Origin of the sequence: Streptomyces sp. NPDC001744 (genome assembly GCF_042892575.1) — a bacterium.
GTDB lineage: Bacteria > Actinomycetota > Actinomycetes > Streptomycetales > Streptomycetaceae > Streptomyces.
On record NZ_JBIAUG010000010.1, the window covers coordinates 115,945 to 132,053 of the forward strand.

Consider the following 16,109-nt stretch of genomic DNA (forward strand, 5'->3'; position numbering starts at 1 on the left):
GTCTACGCGCCGATCGCGGCGGTCATCTCGCGCTCGACGAGGTCGCGCAGTTCCCGGGGGAAGCGGAGGAATTCCCAGTGGTCCCCTTCGAGGACGTGGTACGTGGCCGAGGCGCACTCGTCCCACCCGGGCCACACCTCCGACTGGGGGACGACGGCGTCCTCGGTCCAGCCGATCACCGAGACGGGGACGTTCCGGCTGGGCAGCGCCTCGGCCCGGTAGCCGCGCTGCAGCCGCACGTCGGCGAGCAGGATCTCCGCGGCCATCTCGAGGTATTCCGGGGGCAGCCGGTAGCCCAGGGCCGCGCACCGCTCCTCGATCTCGGCGACCATGTCGACCTCGTCGAGGTCGACGAAGTTCAGCTTGCCGTAGAGCCCCTTGTGCGGAGCGCCCCACCCGGAGGCGAACAGCCGCCGGGGAGCCGGCAGGCCCCGCTCCTCCAGGTGCGCCGCGATCTGCAGCAGGAAGGGCACCGCACCGCAGTGCCCGATCAGCGCGTACGGCCGGTCCAGCCGGTCGGCGATCTCCGCCACCAGGCCCTCCGCGAACTCCTGGTGGCTGCTGACGTGGGCTTCGCCGAACCGGTTCTCGCGGCCCGGCGGCTGCACGGCGCAGAACCGGCCCGCGCCGAGCTCTCGCGGCCACGCCTTGAACGAGGCGGCTCCGGTGCCCGCGTACGGCACGCCGAAGACCAGGTAGTCGCCGTCGGCCGGAACGGGCTGCAGGGTCCAGACGGTCATACCGCGGTCACCTCGACGGGAACGCTCTTGTACTCGAGCATGAAGTTCGACCGGAGCCGGACGGCCGGGCCGGCCGGGACCAGCCGGCCGGGCCGCTCGCGCAGGCCCTGGAGCAGGGCGGCGAGCGCGGTGCGGCCCATCGCGGCGCCGATGCAGTGGTGCGGTCCGCTGGCGAAGCCGACGTGGCGGTTGGGGGTGCGGCCGAGGTCGAACCGGTCCGGGTCGGGGAACTGGTCCTCGTCGCGGTTGGCGGACGCCGTCCACAGCGTGACCGAGTCGCCCTCGGCCAGTGGCACGCCGCGCACCACGACGGGCCTGGTGACCTGCCGCTGCACGTACGAGGCGGTGGACGTCCAGCGGACGAACTCCTCGAGGCCGGTGCCGACCAGCTTCGGGTCCGCCCGCAGCCCCTCCCACTGCGCCGGGTCGTCCATCAGCGCGAGCAGACCGCCACTGGCGCTGTGCTGGGTCGTCTCGTTGCCGCCGATGGCCAGGTTCATGAGGTTGAACAGGAGCGTGTCCTCGTCGAGTTCGCGCTCGCCCGGCTCGGGCCGGAGCAGGATGCTCACCGCGTCGTCGCCCGGCGTGGCCCGGCGCTCGGCGATCAGGTCCAGGAAGAAGTCGAAGACGTCCGCCTGGGCGGTCGCGAGCCGCAGCCCCTCGTGCGCGATGCCGAGGGTGTGGTCCTCGTCCCGGTACCCGATCATGGCCTGGGTGAGGCGCAGCAGGTGCAGGGCGTCGGCGTGCCCGATGTTCAGCTGGGCCATCAGGCCCCCCGCCGGCAGCTCGCGGGCCACGTCGGTGGCGAAGTCGCCGCCGCCGTCGGCCCACATCCTGTCCAGCACGACGGCGACCCGCTCGCGGACCGTCTCCGTCACCCGCTCGATCATCTTCGCGGAGAACACCCGGTGCATCCGGCGGCGCAGCTGCCGGTGGCGCTGTGCGTCGGAGGTGACGAGCATGCGTCCGGAGGCGGTGTCGACCTCGTTGCGGAACGAGCCGCCGATGACGGTCCCGTGTTCCGAGCTGAACGTCTCGGTGTCCCGGAAGGCCATCAGCACGTCGTCGAACTTGGTCAGGGCCCAGAACCCGCCCTCGGGCGTGGGGTTCCAGTGGACCGGGTCCTCCGCGCGCAGCCGCGACCACAACGCGTGGGGGTCGCCGGTGACGAACGCCTCGGTGTCGTTGAGGTCGATGTCGGCGGCCGACATCAGGAGCTGTGTCATTCGTCCTCTCCCTTGCTCCGCGACGCGTCGAGGGCGAGCGCCATGTCGGACAGCACGGTGTTGCCGAGGACCTCTTCCAGGCCGAGGCCCGCCGCCTGGTCCCGGTTGATCCGGCGGCTCATGCGGAAGGCCAGCATCGAGTTGCCGCCGAGCTCGAAGAAGTCGTCGTCGACGCTGATCCGCTCGGTGCCGAGCAGCTCCTCCCAGACCTTGACGAGGTAGCGCTCGCTGTCCGTGCGCGGAGCCACGTAGTCGCTGCGGCGCCGGTCCCGGTCGCCCAGGAACTGCAGGAGCGCCGCCGTGTCGCGCTTGCCGTGCGGGGTGGACTGGATCTCCGGCACCTGGAGGAACTCGGAGGGCACCTGGTAGTCGGGGACGGTCGCCTCGGCGTACGCGCGCACCTCGGGCATGGTGGTCCGGCCCTGGGGCACGACGAACGCGACGAGCCGCTTGTCCTGGCCCTCGCCCCGCGCCAGCACGGCGACGTCGAGGACGCCGGAGCAGGCCAGCAGCGAACGCTCCACCTCGCGCGGCTCGACCCGGTAGCCGCGGATCTTCACCTGGTCGTCGTTCCGGCCGAGGTAGTCCAGTACGCCGTCGGGGCGCTCGCTGACGAGGTCGCCGGTCGCGTACATCACGGACCCGGGGGTGCCGAACGGGTCGGGCAGGAACCGCTCCGCCGTTCGCGCGGGGTCCCGCAGATAGCCGCGGGTCACGCCGGCTCCGCCGATGTGCAGCTCGCCCGGCGTGCCCTTCGGGACCGGGCGCAGCCGCGCGTCGAGGACGTGCAGTCGCACGCCCGCGAGACCGGCGCCGATGGGCACGCTCGTCGCGTCCGGCGCGACGTCGGTGATGGTGAACGCGGTGGCCGCGGTGGTTCCCTCGGTGGGCCCGTACAGGTTGACCAGTTGGCCCGAGAACTTGCTCGCGAGCACGTCGCGGCAGGCGGCGGGACGGACCACGTCGCCACCGGTCTGCAGCACGCGGAGCGAGGAGAACACGTCGGCGTCCTCGGCCGCGATGTGGTTGAAGGCCATGGTCGGCGAGAGCAGCGCGGTGATCCGGCGGCGGCGCAGCTCGCGGCCGGGGTCGCCCTTCACCAGGTCGGGCACCGAGGGCATCATGACGATCTCGGCGCCGGCCCAGAACGAACTCCACAGCTCCCAGTGGAAGGTGTCGAAGGAGATGTTCGCGATCTGGGCCACGCGGTCGGCGGGGCTGAGCTCCGGCAGCAGCGGATTCACCGCGAAGTGCACGAGGTTGTGGTGCTCGACCACGACGCCCTTGGGGGTACCGGTGGAACCGGAGGTGAACAGCACGCACGCGGCGTCCCGCGGGGCGGGCTCGGGCAGGGCGTCCTTCGGCGCGTCGGTCCGGGCGCGTTCGGCGTCGTACTCCCAGACCAGGGTGCGCACCTGCTCGCCGAGCTGTTCCCGCTCGCCCGGACCGACCAGGGTCAGGCGGCCGTCGGCCGCGCGGAGCATGAGCTCGCGCCGGGCCTTCGGGTACCGCAGGTCCACGGCCACGTAGGCCGCGCCGGCCCGCAGGACGCCGAGGATGCTGATGACGAGGTCGACGTCGCGCTCGCGGTGGATGCCCACCCGGTCCTCGCGGCGTACGCCCTCCTCGACGAGGCGCTGGGCCAGCTCCGCCGACGCGCGGTCGAGCTCGGCGTAGGTGAGCCGGCGGCCGGAGTCGTCCGACACCGCCGGGGAGTCGCCGTGCGCGGCGGCCGACCGGGCGAAGAGTTCGGTGAGGGTGGGGGGCGCGTCCGGGCCGGTGCGGCCGTCGGTGTGCACGTCAATCACGTCAATCACGTCATTCACGGTGTTCACGGTGTTCACGGTGTTCACGGTGTGAGCACTCCTGTTCCTTCGGGGAGACCGTCCGCGATGACCTGGAGCAGGTCCGCCGGTGCCGATCGGTGGGTGAAGTCGTCTCCGGTCAGCAGGACGTGCCGCACGTTTCCGTAGGCCGACCACTCGTCCATCTCCTCGGGACGCATGTGCGTGTCCCCGGTCCAGGAGATGGTGGTGACGTCCAAGGGGGTGCCGCCCGGACCCGAGGGCTGGTAGGCGCAGGTCAGCGCGATGTCGGCGCGCAGCACCTGGATGGACAGGGCGAGCAGTTCGTCCGGGGGCGTGGGCTCGCCGCGCTGCTCGCAGCCGTGGCGCAGCTCCTCCCTGTACTCCTCGTCCGTGGTCTCCGGCGTGAAGGGGCCGGAGCGCCCGCCGCCGAAGTAGCCGCCGCGGTGGGGAGCCAGGCAGGAGGAGGCGAAGATCTGCCGGGGCACCGGACCGCCACGGTCGGCGAGCTCGACCGAGAGGCCGTAGGCCAGGCGCGCTCCGAAGCAGTGGCCGAAGAAGGCGAAGGGCTTGTCCAGGTAGGGCTGGAGCGCGTCGGCCGCGTCCTTGGCGAACACGTCCATGGACGTGTGGGCGGGGGACCTGAACCGGTTCTCGCGGCCCGGGAGCTGGACGGGGCAGATCTCGATGTCACCTGTTCGCACGGGCCAGCCGCGGTAGGCGGAAGCGCCCATCCCGGCCACCGGGAAGCAGAACACCCGGGCCCGCGCGTCGGGATCGGTATCGCGGACGAGCCATTGCCGGCCGCCTTCTCGTGAGCTCACGTCCGCACCCGCCCCACACCGGCCGGACGCGAATCCGTCCAGTTCTCGGATATCCATTCCAGGCAACCGGGCTTGTCGCCGCGGTAGCCGGCCTCGCTCCATCCGGGGGGTACGGAAAGGCCGACGGGCCAGATGCTGTGCCGTCCTTCCTCGTTGCGCACGGCCAGCCATGCGGCATTTTCCGCTGCTTCCCATGAGGTGTTGCTCATCATTGCTCCGGTCGGGATGTGGGTGGGTGATTTCAAAGACGGTGGCCCTGCCAAATGAAGCTCGGAAAACCAGGCTAGAACCCGGAATCGACCGTCACCGGCACCTGCTGAGGCAGAACGGAGGCGACTGCCGGGCACCCGGCTTCCGGTGTTTCGGCAGGTCGTACGGAGGAATCGGATCCGGCTGGTGCCGCACCGGCATCCCGCTGCCCCTCGCAGGGGCGGCCGGCGTGCCGCCTCTTCCGAATGGTGACGGGAAAATGGGTCATTCCCGCGATGAAGATCGACCGCAGATGCTGCGGCTCTCCATCGGGTTCGATCGACGCGCACCGCTGGAGGAGTTCCTCGAAGAAGATGCGCAGGGTCATCCGGGCCAGTGGTGCCCCGATGCAGAAGTGCGGCCCGAAGCCGAAGGCGACCTGGCGCTTCGCATTGCCGCGCGTGATGTCGAACCGGTGCGGGTCGGGGAATTGGGACTCGTCCCGGTTGGCCGATCCGATCCACGCGACGACCGCTCCACCGGCGGGGATCGTGCCCCCGCCGATCTCGACGTCGTGCACCGCGTACCGCATGAAGTTGCACGCGGACGACGTCCAGCGCAGCCCTTCCTCGACGAGGTTGGGCACCAGGGACAGGTCGGCGGCGGCCCGCGCGTACTGCTCGGGGTGTTCGACGAGCGCCTGCACCGTGCCCGAGATGGTGTACGGAGTCGTGATGTTGGCGCCCAGGAGGATGCTGTAGCCGTCGAGGGCGATCTCCTCGTCGGTCAGCGGCGCGTCCCCCGCGCGGACGCTCATCAGGTGGTCGAGCAGACTGCCGTCCTCGCCGCCGTCCGACCGCCGCCGTTTGACCCACTGGGTCACGTAGTCGACGAGTTCGTGGTGGGCGATGGCCAGGGTCGCCGCTTCGCTGCCGAGCTTGAAGTGCGGGTCCGAGGGGGCCATCACCATCGACGTCAGCTGGACGAGTTCGTTCCAGTCCTTCTCCGGGATGCCCAGGAGCGGACCCGTGACGATCGCGGGCAGGCGCTGCACCTGCTCGCCCAGGTCGAAGGGGGAGCCGTCGAGGGCCGGTTCGAGGAACCGCACGACCGCCCGCCGGATGCCGTCCTCCCAGGACCTCACCGCCCGTGCGGTGAGCTTGGGGGCGATCGGCCTGCGGACCTCGGTGTGCCGGGGCGGGTCGGTGGACGTCAGCAGCACGCCGGCCGCGACGTCGTCCTCCCCGAGGTGCGTGATCACCGTGCCGCGTTCCGAGGTGAATTCCCGGTGGTCGCCGAGCACGCGGCAGACGTCGTCGTAGCGGGTCACCGACCAGAACTCCCGGCCGTCCGCGAGGGTCTGGTGGTGCAGGGGCGCCTCCGCCCGCATCACGTCCCAGACGCGGTGGGGATCGCCCGACGTGTAGAGGTCCAGGTCGAGCAGATCGACGTCGGCGAGGTCGATGCCGCGGCCGGCGCCCGGTGTCAGCCTCACGCCCGGACCCTGCCCGGTTCGATCAGCTCGGCGACCCGGGCCGGGGTCTGCGCCAGGTAGAAGTCACGTACGGACAGCTGGACTCCGTAATCCTGCGACAGCCGTTCGAGGATCCGGATGCCGATCAGCGAATTCCCGCCGATCTCGAAGAAGTTGTCGTCCGCCCCGACCTCGCGGTCGTCGAGGAACGATGCCCACAGCGCCGCGACCTCCCGCACGAGGGGGGCGGGCGGGCCGGGGTGTGTGGGGGGCTGTTCCGCTGTCCCGTCCTGTTCGTCCTGCTGACGGACGGCCTTCGATGACGATTCCATTGCCTGTCGTTCCTTCTCGGTCGGGGTCGATCTCGTACTTCGGGTGGACGGGGGTCACAGCGGTGCCGTCTGCCGGACCCTCGTGATGTCCTCGGCCATGTGCCGAGCCAGGTTCTCCGCCTGCTCGAACAGGTAGAAGTGGCCGCCGGGCAGGTGGTGGAACCGCACGGGCCGGGCGCAGTACGACTGCCAGTCGTCGATCAGCTCGGGCGTGGACAGCTCGTCCTCGACGCCCATGAAGACCGACATCGGCACCGTGACGGGCGGTCCCGCCGCGTACGCGTAGGTGTCCACCAGGTGCAGGTCGCCCCGCAGGACGCCGACCATCCAGTCCGCCGTGTCGGGGTCGCTCAGCAGCTCCTCCGGGGTGCCGCCCAGCCTCCGCATGAAGCTGATCAATCGCTCCGACGACCACAGGTCGCGGCGTTCCGAGAAGCGGGCGCACGCCAGTTCGGGCGCGGGCATCGAGGACACCCCGAGCCAGACCGGCGGGAGGCCGGCCCGCTCCAGCTCCCGGACGAGCTCGTATCCGATCAGGGCGCCCATGCTGTGCCCGAACACGGCGTACGGGCCGTTCGCCTCGGCCAGGAAGGCCGGCTTGAGCAGCTCCACGGCCTCCGCCGCGTCACGGCAGTGCGGCCGGTGGGAGGCCGCGCCACGGCCCGGGAGGTCGACGGCGCGCAGTCGCCAGCCGGGCGGGAAAGCCTGGGCCAGCGGCATGTAACCAGCGGCGGAACCGCCCGCGTGGTGAAGGAAATAGCAGGTCAGCTCCTCGGCGGACCCGTCGGATGACGTCCTGGGACGCTTCCGGAGATCTCTGAACATCGTTGTCTCGCCTCTCTCATGGGCCCGGTCACCGAGCCGGCGGTGCCGTGGCGGGGTGCCCCGGTCCGAAGCGGCGTGCCGCGGTGTTACCGGGCGGCCCGGTTGACCGCGGAGGCTATGGCGCGCACGGCCGCGCCGGCCTCGTCGGAGTGGAGGCCGACGCCCCAGACGCTCTCCCCGCCGACCGCGCACTCGGCGTAGACGACCACCGAGGAGTTCCCGGCGCCGGGCGGCTGGACGGTGAGGGACTGCGCCACCACGTCCGCCCCGGCATCCCGCAGCGCCTCGGCGAACGCCTCGCCGCCGTCGGCCCGGAAGGAACGGGTGGTTCCGTCGAGTTCCGCCTCGACCGCGCCGTCCGCCGTGCCGGCCACCCGCAGCCGCGGACCCCCGGCCAGGAACTCCCGGGTGAAGAGCTGCCACACCTGCGCGGCCCCGACCTCGGTGGCGCATTCCTCGCTGTGTCGCTGGACCAGGCGGGAGAACTCCACCTGGAGGCGGCGCGGGAGGTCGAAGCCGTGCCCCGTCTTGAGCAGGTAGGCGACCCCGCCCTTGCCCGACTGGCTGTTGACGCGAATGATCGCCTCGTACGAACGGCCGACGTCCATCGGGTCGATCGGCAGGTAGGGAACGCCCCAGGGGGTCTCGCCGACGAGGGTCCCGGCGCTCCGCGCCGTTCGCTCCATCGAGTCGAACCCCTTCTTGATCGCGTCCTGGTGGGAACCGGAGAACGCGGTGTACACCAGATCGCCCGCGTACGGGTGACGCGGATGGGTCGGCAGCTGCGTGCACTCCTCGGCGACCCGCCGGATCGTGGCGATGTCCGAGAAGTCGATCATCGGGTCGACGCCCTGGGAGAAGAGGTTCATGCCGAGCGTCAGCAGGTCCACGTTGCCGGTGCGCTCGCCGTTGCCGAAGAGGCAGCCCTCCACGCGGTCGGCCCCGGCCAGGACCGCGAGTTCGGCCGCGGCCACTCCCGTGCCCCGGTCGTTGTGCGGGTGCACGGACAGGCTGATGTGCTCGCGACGGCTCAGGTTGCGGTCCATCCACTCGACCTGATCGGCGTACTCGTTGGGCAGGGTGCACTCGACGGTCGCGGGCAGGTTGATGATGATCGGACGCCCCGGACCCGGCTGCCAGACGTCCATGACGGCCTCGCAGATTTCCAGCGCGTAGTCGGACTCGGTCGCGGTGAACGACTCCGGCGAGTACTCGAACAGGATCTCGCCGCCGACGTGCCGCGCCGCGAGCTCGGTGATCAGCCGGACCGCCCGCACCGTCATGCGGAGGATGTCCTCGCGGTCCGCGTCGAACACCACCCGGCGCTGGAGCGGAGAGACGGAGTTGTACAGGTGGACCACGGCGCGCGGGGCGCCCCGCAGCGCCTCGAAGGTGCGCTCGATCAGTTCGGGGCGCGCCTGCATGATGACCTGGATCGTCACGTCGCGCGGGATCAGGTCCTGCTCGATCAGCTCGCGCACGAAGTCGAAGTCGACCTGGCTCGCCGACGGGAAACCGACCTCGATCTCCTTGAAGCCCATGGCGACGAGCTGCCGGAACAGCCGGTGCTTGCGCGCCAGGTCCATGGGCTCGGGCAGCGCCTGGTTGCCGTCGCGGAGGTCCACCGAACACCACAGGGGAGCCTTGCGGAGCTTGCGCGCCGGCCACCGGCGGTCCGGCAGGTCCGGGGCGTCGAAGGGCTTGTAGCGGTGCACCGGCATGCCGCTCGGCTGCTGGACGCTACCGGTCAGGGAGGTGCCGGCCGGGGAGGTGGCGGTCACGGAGGTGGCGGCCCCGGAGACGGGCCGTTCCACGAGGGTGCTTGACATCATTGGTCCTCTGCTCGAATCGGAAAGGAATGTCCGTGTACTGAGGGGCGCGCTCACCCCGGGAACCGGCCGGTACGGGCGCCTGCCGCGCCGAAGGCCCGCCCGATGGGGAGGCGCACGGCGGGAAGCGGCGGTCACGGGCCCGGTGCGCCTTCGGGAAAGGACGCCCGCCGATTCCCCGGCCCGCTTGCACGGCGAACCGGTCGCCGTGCGCGATGGGTCAAGACCTTAGGAGCGCCGACGCCCCGGAACCGGAAACAACAGAGGCGACCGGGCGGCGACTTCGGCCCCGTACCGCCGGTCGGATCCGCCTCCGGTTCCCGAGGCGAGGACCAGGACGCCGAATCGCCTCTCCGAAGGTGGTGCGCGCCATTCCCGGGGACTCCGGGCTGCACGTAACCTGAGCCGCATGACAGCCCGTTTGGACGATGACGACGACGGCGACCGTGAGGGCGTCCCCTCTCCCGGGGAGGAGGTGGCCGGCCAGGAGCGCGACTACTGGGAGAACCGGCGACTCACCCAGGAACTGGACGACGACGAGGCCGGACGGCGGGAACGGCGCCGGCTGAGGGTGCGGGAACGGAAGATGCACCTGCGGGTCCGCATGCACCGCTACGCGCGTCAGCAGGACCAGGGACCGCTGCCAGGAGCCCTGGTGTTCCCGCCGTCGCCCGGGGACGACGACCCCTACCCCTACGACCGTCACGACGACACGAGGTCCGACGACGACCGGTACTGACGGCCTGCTCCCTCGGCCCCCGCCTCCCGGCTCCGGAGCGGGGGGAGACCGGACCGGATCCCGGGTGAGGCCCGCGACTCGTCGCCGGCGCCCCCTTCACCCGTACGCCGCAGCGGCACGGCGATGGCGGTCAGGAGGAGGCCGTCCCGGTGCAGCCAGGTGCCGCTGAAGCCGTCCAGGACTTCCCCGTCCAGCGTGGGCCCCTCGACGAGCAGTCGTGCTTCGAAGGTTCCCGCGGGGTCGATCCTCACGATCGCCTCTTCGAATCCGAGCCAGCGCCCGGTCAGGGGGAACCAGGTTTTGTAGACGCATTCCTTCGCGCTGAACAGCAACCGGTCCCACGCGGTTCCGCAGGCGGGCAGGATCGCCAGGAGGTCGGTCTCCTCGCGGCGCGCGAGCACGCTCAGCAGGCTGTCGCCGTCGGGCAGCGGGGCGTTCGGTTCCGCGTCGATGCCCAGCGCGGCGATGTCGCGGTCGTGCGCGACCGCCGCACCCCGGTAACCCGTGCAGTGGGTCATGCTCCCCACGATCCCGGCCGGCCAGCGGGGTTCCCGGTTCGCACCGGGAACCAGGGCCACGGGAGGCTGCCCGAGCTCGGTGAGCGCGTCACGCGCGCAGGCACGTACGGTCGCGTACTCCGCCCGGCGGGAGGCGACGGCCGCGGCGACGGCGGGCCGCTCCTCGGGGAACAGCACGGCCTCGGCGCCGGCACGGTCGCTCAGCGAGTGAGCGGTCCGGACCGTGGGGGGAAGGATGTGCTCCAGCACGTGCTCTCGATTCTCCATCTGTTCCGTGGACCCGCTCGGCGATCGGGCCCGTGCACGGACTCAAGCCGCGTAGGACGGGGACTCCACGCCCGCGGGGGACTGCCAGCGCAGGGACCCCCTGGATTCGAGCGCGGGAACCGCCGGCGCGGCGCTCTCCGCCAGCAGGTGGCGGACCAGATTCAGCACGGTGAACCTGGGGGTGCCGCCCGCGTCCCAGCCGGCCGGGCGCACCAGGCCCCGGGTGCACAGCAGGTGGACGGCGCCCAGCGCCGGGTCGCCGACCTGCTCCGGCGAGGCGAAGGCCTGGGCCATGGTCCAGGGGAGCGCATGGGCGGCGAGCCGGCGCAGGACGTCGGCGTCGCGCGGGCGCAGTGACGTGACGGACGCCCCGAGCACCGCCCGCAGACCGGCGGTGTCGTTGCCGGGCGGGGTGGCGAGCTTGAACGGGTCGCGTCCGGCCAGGCTCAGGAGCTGGTCCGGGCTGTAGAGGAGGAGCCAGGCGGCGGCGGCCTCGATCGCTCGGGGGATGCCGTCGAGGCTCCGGCAGATGCCGGCGAGCGCGGCCATGACCCGGCTGTCGGCCAGCGCCTCGCGTTCGAGGGAACCGCAGCGCGACAGCATCAGCCGCAGAGCGGGGCTGACGGCCGATTCACGGCCTGCGGGACCGGCCGAACGGTCTGCCGCGGACAGCGGGAAGACGGGGTAGTCGGTGCCCGCGCCCCCCTTCGAGCCCTCGCGGGCCTCGTACAGGACGTGCAGTCCCCGGCACTGCACCAGCAGGCGGCGGAGCGCCGCCTCCGCGCCGGGGCCCATGGTGGCGTCGGGCACCACCAGCAGGATGTGGTGGGAGCCGAAGGCGGTGGCCAGACGGTCGGGTTCGGCATCGGCGTCGCCGCGGAGCAGGGCGGCGACATGGGCCTGCAGGCGGTCCGCGGGCCTGCCGGCGGGCTCGCCCTCCGGCTCCGCCCAGACGACCGGCATCTGGGCGGAGGCGTCCATCGCCCCGGCGACCTCCTGGATCAGCCGGGACTTGCCGACTCCGGCCATGCCGACCACCCGGATCAGGCGATGTCCGCCGAACTTGATCAGGCTCATGAGGGCTTCGATGTCGCGCTCGCGGCCGATGGTCGGTTCGAGGACGGCGGGCGGCGGGGTGAGGGAGTCGGCCGGTATGCCGCGGGTGGACGGCCCGGCGGCCGCTTCCTCGATCCTCGCCCGCTGGACTCCGGTCAGCCGCAGACCGTCCAGCAGCAGTCGGAGGGTTTCCCGCCGGGGGTTCTGGGTGAGGTCGAGTTCGAGATCGCGAATCGTCCGGACGCTGACGGACGACAGGTCGGCGAGCTGGGTCTGGGTGACGCCGATGCGTCTGCGCGCCGCCTTGAGCTCGGCCCCGAGGCTCGGAGACGCCTGAGGGTCCGGCGTCACGGTGTGCTCGTCGCGGTTCTGGGTCGAATTCACAACATCCTCGCCACTGTGTCTCGTGCTGCGGACAGCAAACTGGTTCTGGTCGCGCTCCGTCGCCGCGTCCCTCCCGAAAGCGGTGCCGGTCCGGTCACCGGCACGCGTGATGTCCCACCCCCGGCGCCGTCCGGAAGGAGCCGCGGTCAGGGAGCGTTCAGCCGGCTGACGCCCACGGCTCTTCCCCGTACCGCTCCACCGAGGACAAGGCCGCGGCGTAGTCGCGCTCCACGGTCCGTTCGTCGGCGTGGAGGAGCTGGACCCGGGTCAGCGGCGGAGCTCCGCCCACCACCGCGCCGCGGTAACTCTCCAGTGCCTCCAGTTCCCGCACGAGGCTGCCGAACCTCGCGGAACCGGACGGCGGGGTGGGCAGGGCGACCCAGGCCGCGTGCCGCAGCCGCCGGTAGGGCCTGGCGGCACGCAGCCGGAACCATTCCGGGGCGAGATAGGCGAAGACGGTCCAGTCGGCCTGTCCTTCGCCGATCGCCGTGCGCGTGAGCAGCGGCTCGTCGGTCGCGCAGATGCCCGGGCTCGGGGCGATCCGGACCGGACCGTGCGCGGTGTGCTCGAACTCCGTGCAGGCCGGGCCGTTGCGCAGCCCCGCCGCGTCGAGTCCTGTCAGGGTCAGGTCCACCAAGCGGTCCTGCCGCGCGCCCCGGCGGGCGAGCAGCCTCGCACCGTGCGGCCGTCCGTCCGCTCGCGGCGAGCCGGTCTGCCGCGTCTCCCAGATGTCGCAGATGTAGTGGACCCCGTCCAGGCTCACGGAATGCACCTTGAACCCCGTCGGCCCGGCTGTTTCCGCGGCGTTCCGCCGGGCCGCGCTCCGTCGCACGCCACTGCTGCGCAGGCCCAGGCCCGCGCTCAGAGCCGCGGCGAGCCCGACGCCCGTGCCGAGTCCGGGCAGTACGGCCACCGGTCGGTAGGAGGAGACGCGGTCCAGCGTGTCCGTGAATTGATCGCAGTGCACCACGAGGTCACGGAAGTCATCGCGGTGCGAGGACGACGCGCACCCTTCGGGTATCGCCGCGGTGCTCTTCACATGGACAATTTCATAACCTCGTTCCCGGATCGGGGAAACGAGCAGTCGCGCGCTGGAGTAAGCATCGACCAGGGCCACCACGGGCCGATCGGCCATCCCGGCTCCTCCTTCTTTGTGCCAGGCATTTCATTCGGACACCGCCACATCTTTCGGGGATCCGCGGAAGGGCTCGACCCTCGGTGGCGTGTGCCACGTGCGGCTCCGGTCGCGGGACGGCGCTCGAGGGGAGTCGCGAAGGCGAATCCCGGCGCTCGCCCCGGGGTACCCGGTGCCGTGACCGGCCCGCGTTTCCGCATCCGTTCGGACCGTGTCCCGTCCGGACGGCTGCGGGAGCGTGGTGGGAATTAACCCCACGCGGAGTCGGACGGCGTGGCGGTTTCGGAGCCCTGCGAAGCGGATGCCGCGTATTCGACATTCGCCGGCGTCGCGCTGCCCACAAGGAGATTGACGGCGCCGAAGGCCAGCAGGGCGGCCGTTCCGTGCGCGACAAGGATGATGCGAATGCGGTTAATCATGATTCCCCCTCGACTCAAAAACTGAGTTCACCGTTGCGGTGTTAAGAATCATCCACCGCCGTTCGCCACGAGTGAAGGCTCGAATGGCATCATGAGTGGGCAGTGCAAGAACGTGAAGGGTGGACAAATGTGTACAGAACATGATCAGGTGGGGGTGATGAAGCTCCCTGAGCTGTGCGAGGCAGGCCTGAAGCGCTACCGCGAGGCGCTGGCGGCGGATGGTGCCACGGCGGACCGGATACCCGACTGCCTGATCGAGCTGGGGTTGCTCCGGTTCCTGCCGGACAACCCGGACTCCCTCACTCCGGTCCCCCCGGACCTTGCCGCTGCCTCACTTTCCCGGCCGATCAAGCGGGCCATCGCGGAGCACCAGGACACCCTGATGGCGATCCGCGCCACGATGGCCCGGGCGGAGGCCGTCTACACGGAGGTTCAGCAGGACGGCGACACCTCGATCCAGGTGCTCTCCGGCGAAAGCGTGATCGCGGCCGTCCTGGAAGAGGCGGTGCAGTCCTGCCGCGAGGAGCTGCTGACAGCCCAGCCCAACGGCGGCCGTTCGCCCGAACTCCTCGCCGAGGCCCTGCCGCGCGATCTCGCCCTGGCCGCCCGCGGCGTCAAACAGCGCACGTTGTACCAGCACACGGTACGGGGACACGGCCCCACGCTCTCCTACATCGAGCGGGTGGTGGCCGCGGGCGCGGAGGTCAGGACGATCGACGAGGTGTTCGAGCGGCTGATCGTGTGCGACGGCAAGACGGCCTTCATGCCCGGCCCGCACGACCGCCGCCAGTCCGCGCTGGTCATCCGGCACCCCAGCATCATCGACTATCTGGTGAAGGGCTTCGAGCTGGCCTGGAGCCGTGCGGCGGTCGTGGGCGAGGCCCCTTCCCGGCTGCGCCCGCCGCCCCTCACCAACGAGACCCGAAGGGCCGTGCTGAGGCTCATGGTCGAGGGCTACACCGACGAGGCGATCGCGGGACGCCTGGGCATCAGCAGGCGGACGGTGGGCACCCACGTCCAGAAGACCTCGGAAGTCCTCGGCAGCCGCAGCCGCGCGCAGCTCGCCTACCTCATCGCGCAGACCGACCTCCTGGACCACTCCGACCTGGGCGTCGTGGAGGAGGGAGAGGAGGCTTCGGCCGAGACGGCGATGTGAGGAGCGCCGGCGGCCGGGGCGTCGCCCGCCGGAGGCCGTGACCGCCCCGCCCGGACGTCGGACCGGGCGGCTTCCGCGCCCGTCAGTAGCCGGTCGTGCCGTCGAGCATCTCGCGCAGGATGTCCAGGTGGCCGTTGTGGCGGGCGGTCTCCTCCACGAGGTGGAGCAGGATCCAGCGCAGATCGACGCGGAGACCGTCGCGGATGGTTCGCTCGGCCCGCTCGTCCAGGTCGGTCCCGGCGACCAGTTCGCGGTGGCGGGCGCTCTGTTCGGCGTACTCGTCGAGCAACCGCGCGAGCGGGAAGTCGACGGCGATCCGCATCTCGCGGTCCGGGTCCTCGTCCGTCATCGGGGCCCGGTCCTCCTCGCCGAGGAAGACCACCTGGAACCAGTAGTACTCGACCCAGCGGAGGTGGTTGATCACTCCGCTCACGGTCATCAGCGGTGAGCCCGGCAGGAGCGCCCTGCGGGCGTTCTCCGCGGAGACGCCCTCGCACTTGGCGCGGGCGGTGTCCCGCGCGTAGTCGAGGAACGTGGTGAGCTGGGTGCGCTCGTCCCACGCGGGCGGTGTGTCGTCGATTCTTGTCATCGCGCGAAGCGTCCCCGATCACCGCGTCCGATGTCGAGGCATTTACGAAGATCCTCACTCGCTCCCCTCCGCTCCTTCTCCGGCGGACGCCGACGGCACGCCGAAACGCCCCCCCCGCACTCGCCGGGGCACCCCTCCGCCTCGACCGGGCCGGCGGCCGGCGTCCTCGCCCCCCCGGCCGCCGGGGGACGGAGCCACTTCGTGGTCGTCCGCCCGGCGAGCGTCCTCGTGAACTGGACACGGGAGATCGAGGCCCCCAGCACCTTGCGCGTCATGGGTGCTCCACGGTCCCGACAGGCACGACGCGTTCGCCGACTGGAAGGAGCGGGGCGGCGTCGGGGTGACCACGCTCGACGCGCTGCGCGGCTTCCCCGCGCCGGGCGACGGGGAGGTCGGGCTGCTGGTGGTCGACGAAGCGCACTTCGTGAAGAACCCGAAGACCAAGCGGTCCTGGGCGGTCGGATCGGTCGCCTTCCGCAAGGCCGTGGCCCCGGTCTATCTGCGGCGCCATCAGGAGGACGTGCTGACGGAACTCCCGAACCCCCAGCAGACCGACGAGTGGGGGGAGCCGAGCGCCTCGTACGGGGAGGCGTAAGCCGGAT

16 protein-coding genes and 1 pseudogene are annotated in these 16,109 nt (G+C 71.4%); 3 read left to right on the forward strand and 14 right to left on the reverse strand.

The window, feature by feature from the left end; genetic code table 11:
* Positions 1–2: 2 nt before the first annotated feature.
* From ACFYZY_RS14590 to leuA, 9 genes are all read right to left on the reverse strand, one after another.
* Positions 3–740: a thioesterase II family protein gene (locus tag ACFYZY_RS14590; protein ID WP_388693420.1), complete on the reverse strand. Its 738-nt coding sequence runs from the start codon at positions 738–740 to the stop codon at positions 3–5.
* Positions 737–1,966 carry a cytochrome P450 gene (locus ACFYZY_RS14595; RefSeq protein ID WP_388693422.1) on the reverse strand — a complete coding sequence of 410 codons (1,230 nt, stop codon included), beginning with the start codon at positions 1,964–1,966 and terminating at the stop codon, positions 737–739. The genes ACFYZY_RS14590 and ACFYZY_RS14595 overlap by 4 nt, the downstream gene beginning before the upstream one ends.
* Positions 1,963–3,783 carry a non-ribosomal peptide synthetase gene (locus ACFYZY_RS14600; RefSeq protein WP_388693424.1) on the reverse strand — a complete coding sequence of 607 codons (1,821 nt, stop codon included), beginning with the start codon at positions 3,781–3,783 and terminating at the stop codon, positions 1,963–1,965. The genes ACFYZY_RS14595 and ACFYZY_RS14600 overlap by 4 nt, the downstream gene beginning before the upstream one ends.
* A gap of 32 nt (positions 3,784–3,815) precedes the next feature.
* Positions 3,816–4,595, reverse strand: coding sequence for a thioesterase II family protein (locus ACFYZY_RS14605; RefSeq protein WP_388693426.1), 780 nt, complete (start codon positions 4,593–4,595; stop codon positions 3,816–3,818).
* Positions 4,592–4,804, reverse strand: a complete 213-nt coding sequence (locus tag ACFYZY_RS14610) for an MbtH family NRPS accessory protein (protein WP_388693428.1) — start codon at positions 4,802–4,804, stop codon at positions 4,592–4,594. Before ACFYZY_RS14610 ends, ACFYZY_RS14605 begins: the two co-directional genes overlap by 4 nt.
* 74 nt (positions 4,805–4,878) lie before the next feature.
* Positions 4,879–6,279: a cytochrome P450 gene (locus ACFYZY_RS14615; RefSeq protein ID WP_388693430.1), complete on the reverse strand. Its 1,401-nt coding sequence runs from the start codon at positions 6,277–6,279 to the stop codon at positions 4,879–4,881.
* Positions 6,276–6,590, reverse strand: a complete 315-nt coding sequence (locus tag ACFYZY_RS14620) for a phosphopantetheine-binding protein (protein WP_388693432.1) — start codon at positions 6,588–6,590, stop codon at positions 6,276–6,278. The genes ACFYZY_RS14615 and ACFYZY_RS14620 overlap by 4 nt, the downstream gene beginning before the upstream one ends.
* Before the next feature lie 54 nt (positions 6,591–6,644).
* Entirely contained in the window at positions 6,645–7,415 is a 771-nt protein-coding gene (locus ACFYZY_RS14625) for a thioesterase II family protein (protein ID WP_388693434.1), read from the reverse strand.
* An 86-nt stretch (positions 7,416–7,501) separates the two neighbouring features.
* Positions 7,502–9,247: a 2-isopropylmalate synthase gene (gene leuA / locus ACFYZY_RS14630; protein WP_388693436.1), complete on the reverse strand. Its 1,746-nt coding sequence runs from the start codon at positions 9,245–9,247 to the stop codon at positions 7,502–7,504.
* Positions 9,248–9,653: 406 nt separating this feature from the next.
* Between leuA and ACFYZY_RS14635 the strand changes: the two genes are divergently transcribed.
* Positions 9,654–9,983 carry a hypothetical protein gene (locus ACFYZY_RS14635; RefSeq protein ID WP_388693438.1) on the forward strand — a complete coding sequence of 110 codons (330 nt, stop codon included), beginning with the start codon at positions 9,654–9,656 and terminating at the stop codon, positions 9,981–9,983.
* Here ACFYZY_RS14635 and ACFYZY_RS14640 read toward each other — a convergent pair.
* The 4 genes from ACFYZY_RS14640 to ACFYZY_RS14655 all read right to left on the reverse strand — a co-directional run bounded on the left by ACFYZY_RS14640 (position 9,947) and on the right by ACFYZY_RS14655 (position 13,762).
* Positions 9,947–10,768 carry a 4'-phosphopantetheinyl transferase gene (locus ACFYZY_RS14640; protein WP_388693439.1) on the reverse strand — a complete coding sequence of 274 codons (822 nt, stop codon included), beginning with the start codon at positions 10,766–10,768 and terminating at the stop codon, positions 9,947–9,949. The two genes, ACFYZY_RS14635 and ACFYZY_RS14640, sit on opposite strands and share 37 nt — an antisense overlap.
* Positions 10,769–10,810: 42 nt before the next feature.
* Positions 10,811–12,208 (reverse strand): helix-turn-helix domain-containing protein, encoded by a 1,398-nt coding sequence (locus tag ACFYZY_RS14645; RefSeq protein ID WP_388693441.1) that lies wholly within the window; start codon positions 12,206–12,208, stop codon positions 10,811–10,813.
* A 157-nt stretch (positions 12,209–12,365) separates the two neighbouring features.
* Positions 12,366–12,971 (reverse strand): hypothetical protein, encoded by a 606-nt coding sequence (locus ACFYZY_RS14650; protein WP_388693443.1) that lies wholly within the window; start codon positions 12,969–12,971, stop codon positions 12,366–12,368.
* A 620-nt stretch (positions 12,972–13,591) separates the two neighbouring features.
* Positions 13,592–13,762, reverse strand: coding sequence for a hypothetical protein (locus ACFYZY_RS14655; protein ID WP_388693445.1), 171 nt, complete (start codon positions 13,760–13,762; stop codon positions 13,592–13,594).
* 157 nt (positions 13,763–13,919) lie between these two features.
* Between ACFYZY_RS14655 and ACFYZY_RS14660 the strand changes: the two genes are divergently transcribed.
* The gene (locus ACFYZY_RS14660; protein WP_388693447.1) at positions 13,920–14,918 is read left to right on the forward strand and encodes a LuxR C-terminal-related transcriptional regulator; all 999 of its coding nucleotides are present in this window, start codon (positions 13,920–13,922) and stop codon (positions 14,916–14,918) included.
* Between the two features lie 82 nt (positions 14,919–15,000).
* Here ACFYZY_RS14660 and ACFYZY_RS14665 read toward each other — a convergent pair whose 3' ends face one another.
* Entirely contained in the window at positions 15,001–15,507 is a 507-nt protein-coding gene (locus ACFYZY_RS14665) for a DinB family protein (protein ID WP_388693449.1), read from the reverse strand.
* 153 nt (positions 15,508–15,660) lie between these two features.
* Here ACFYZY_RS14665 and ACFYZY_RS14670 point away from each other — a divergent pair.
* Positions 15,661–16,099 (forward strand): annotated as a pseudogene (locus tag ACFYZY_RS14670) (SNF2-related protein); the annotation flags it as partial.
* Positions 16,100–16,109 lie beyond the last annotated feature (10 nt).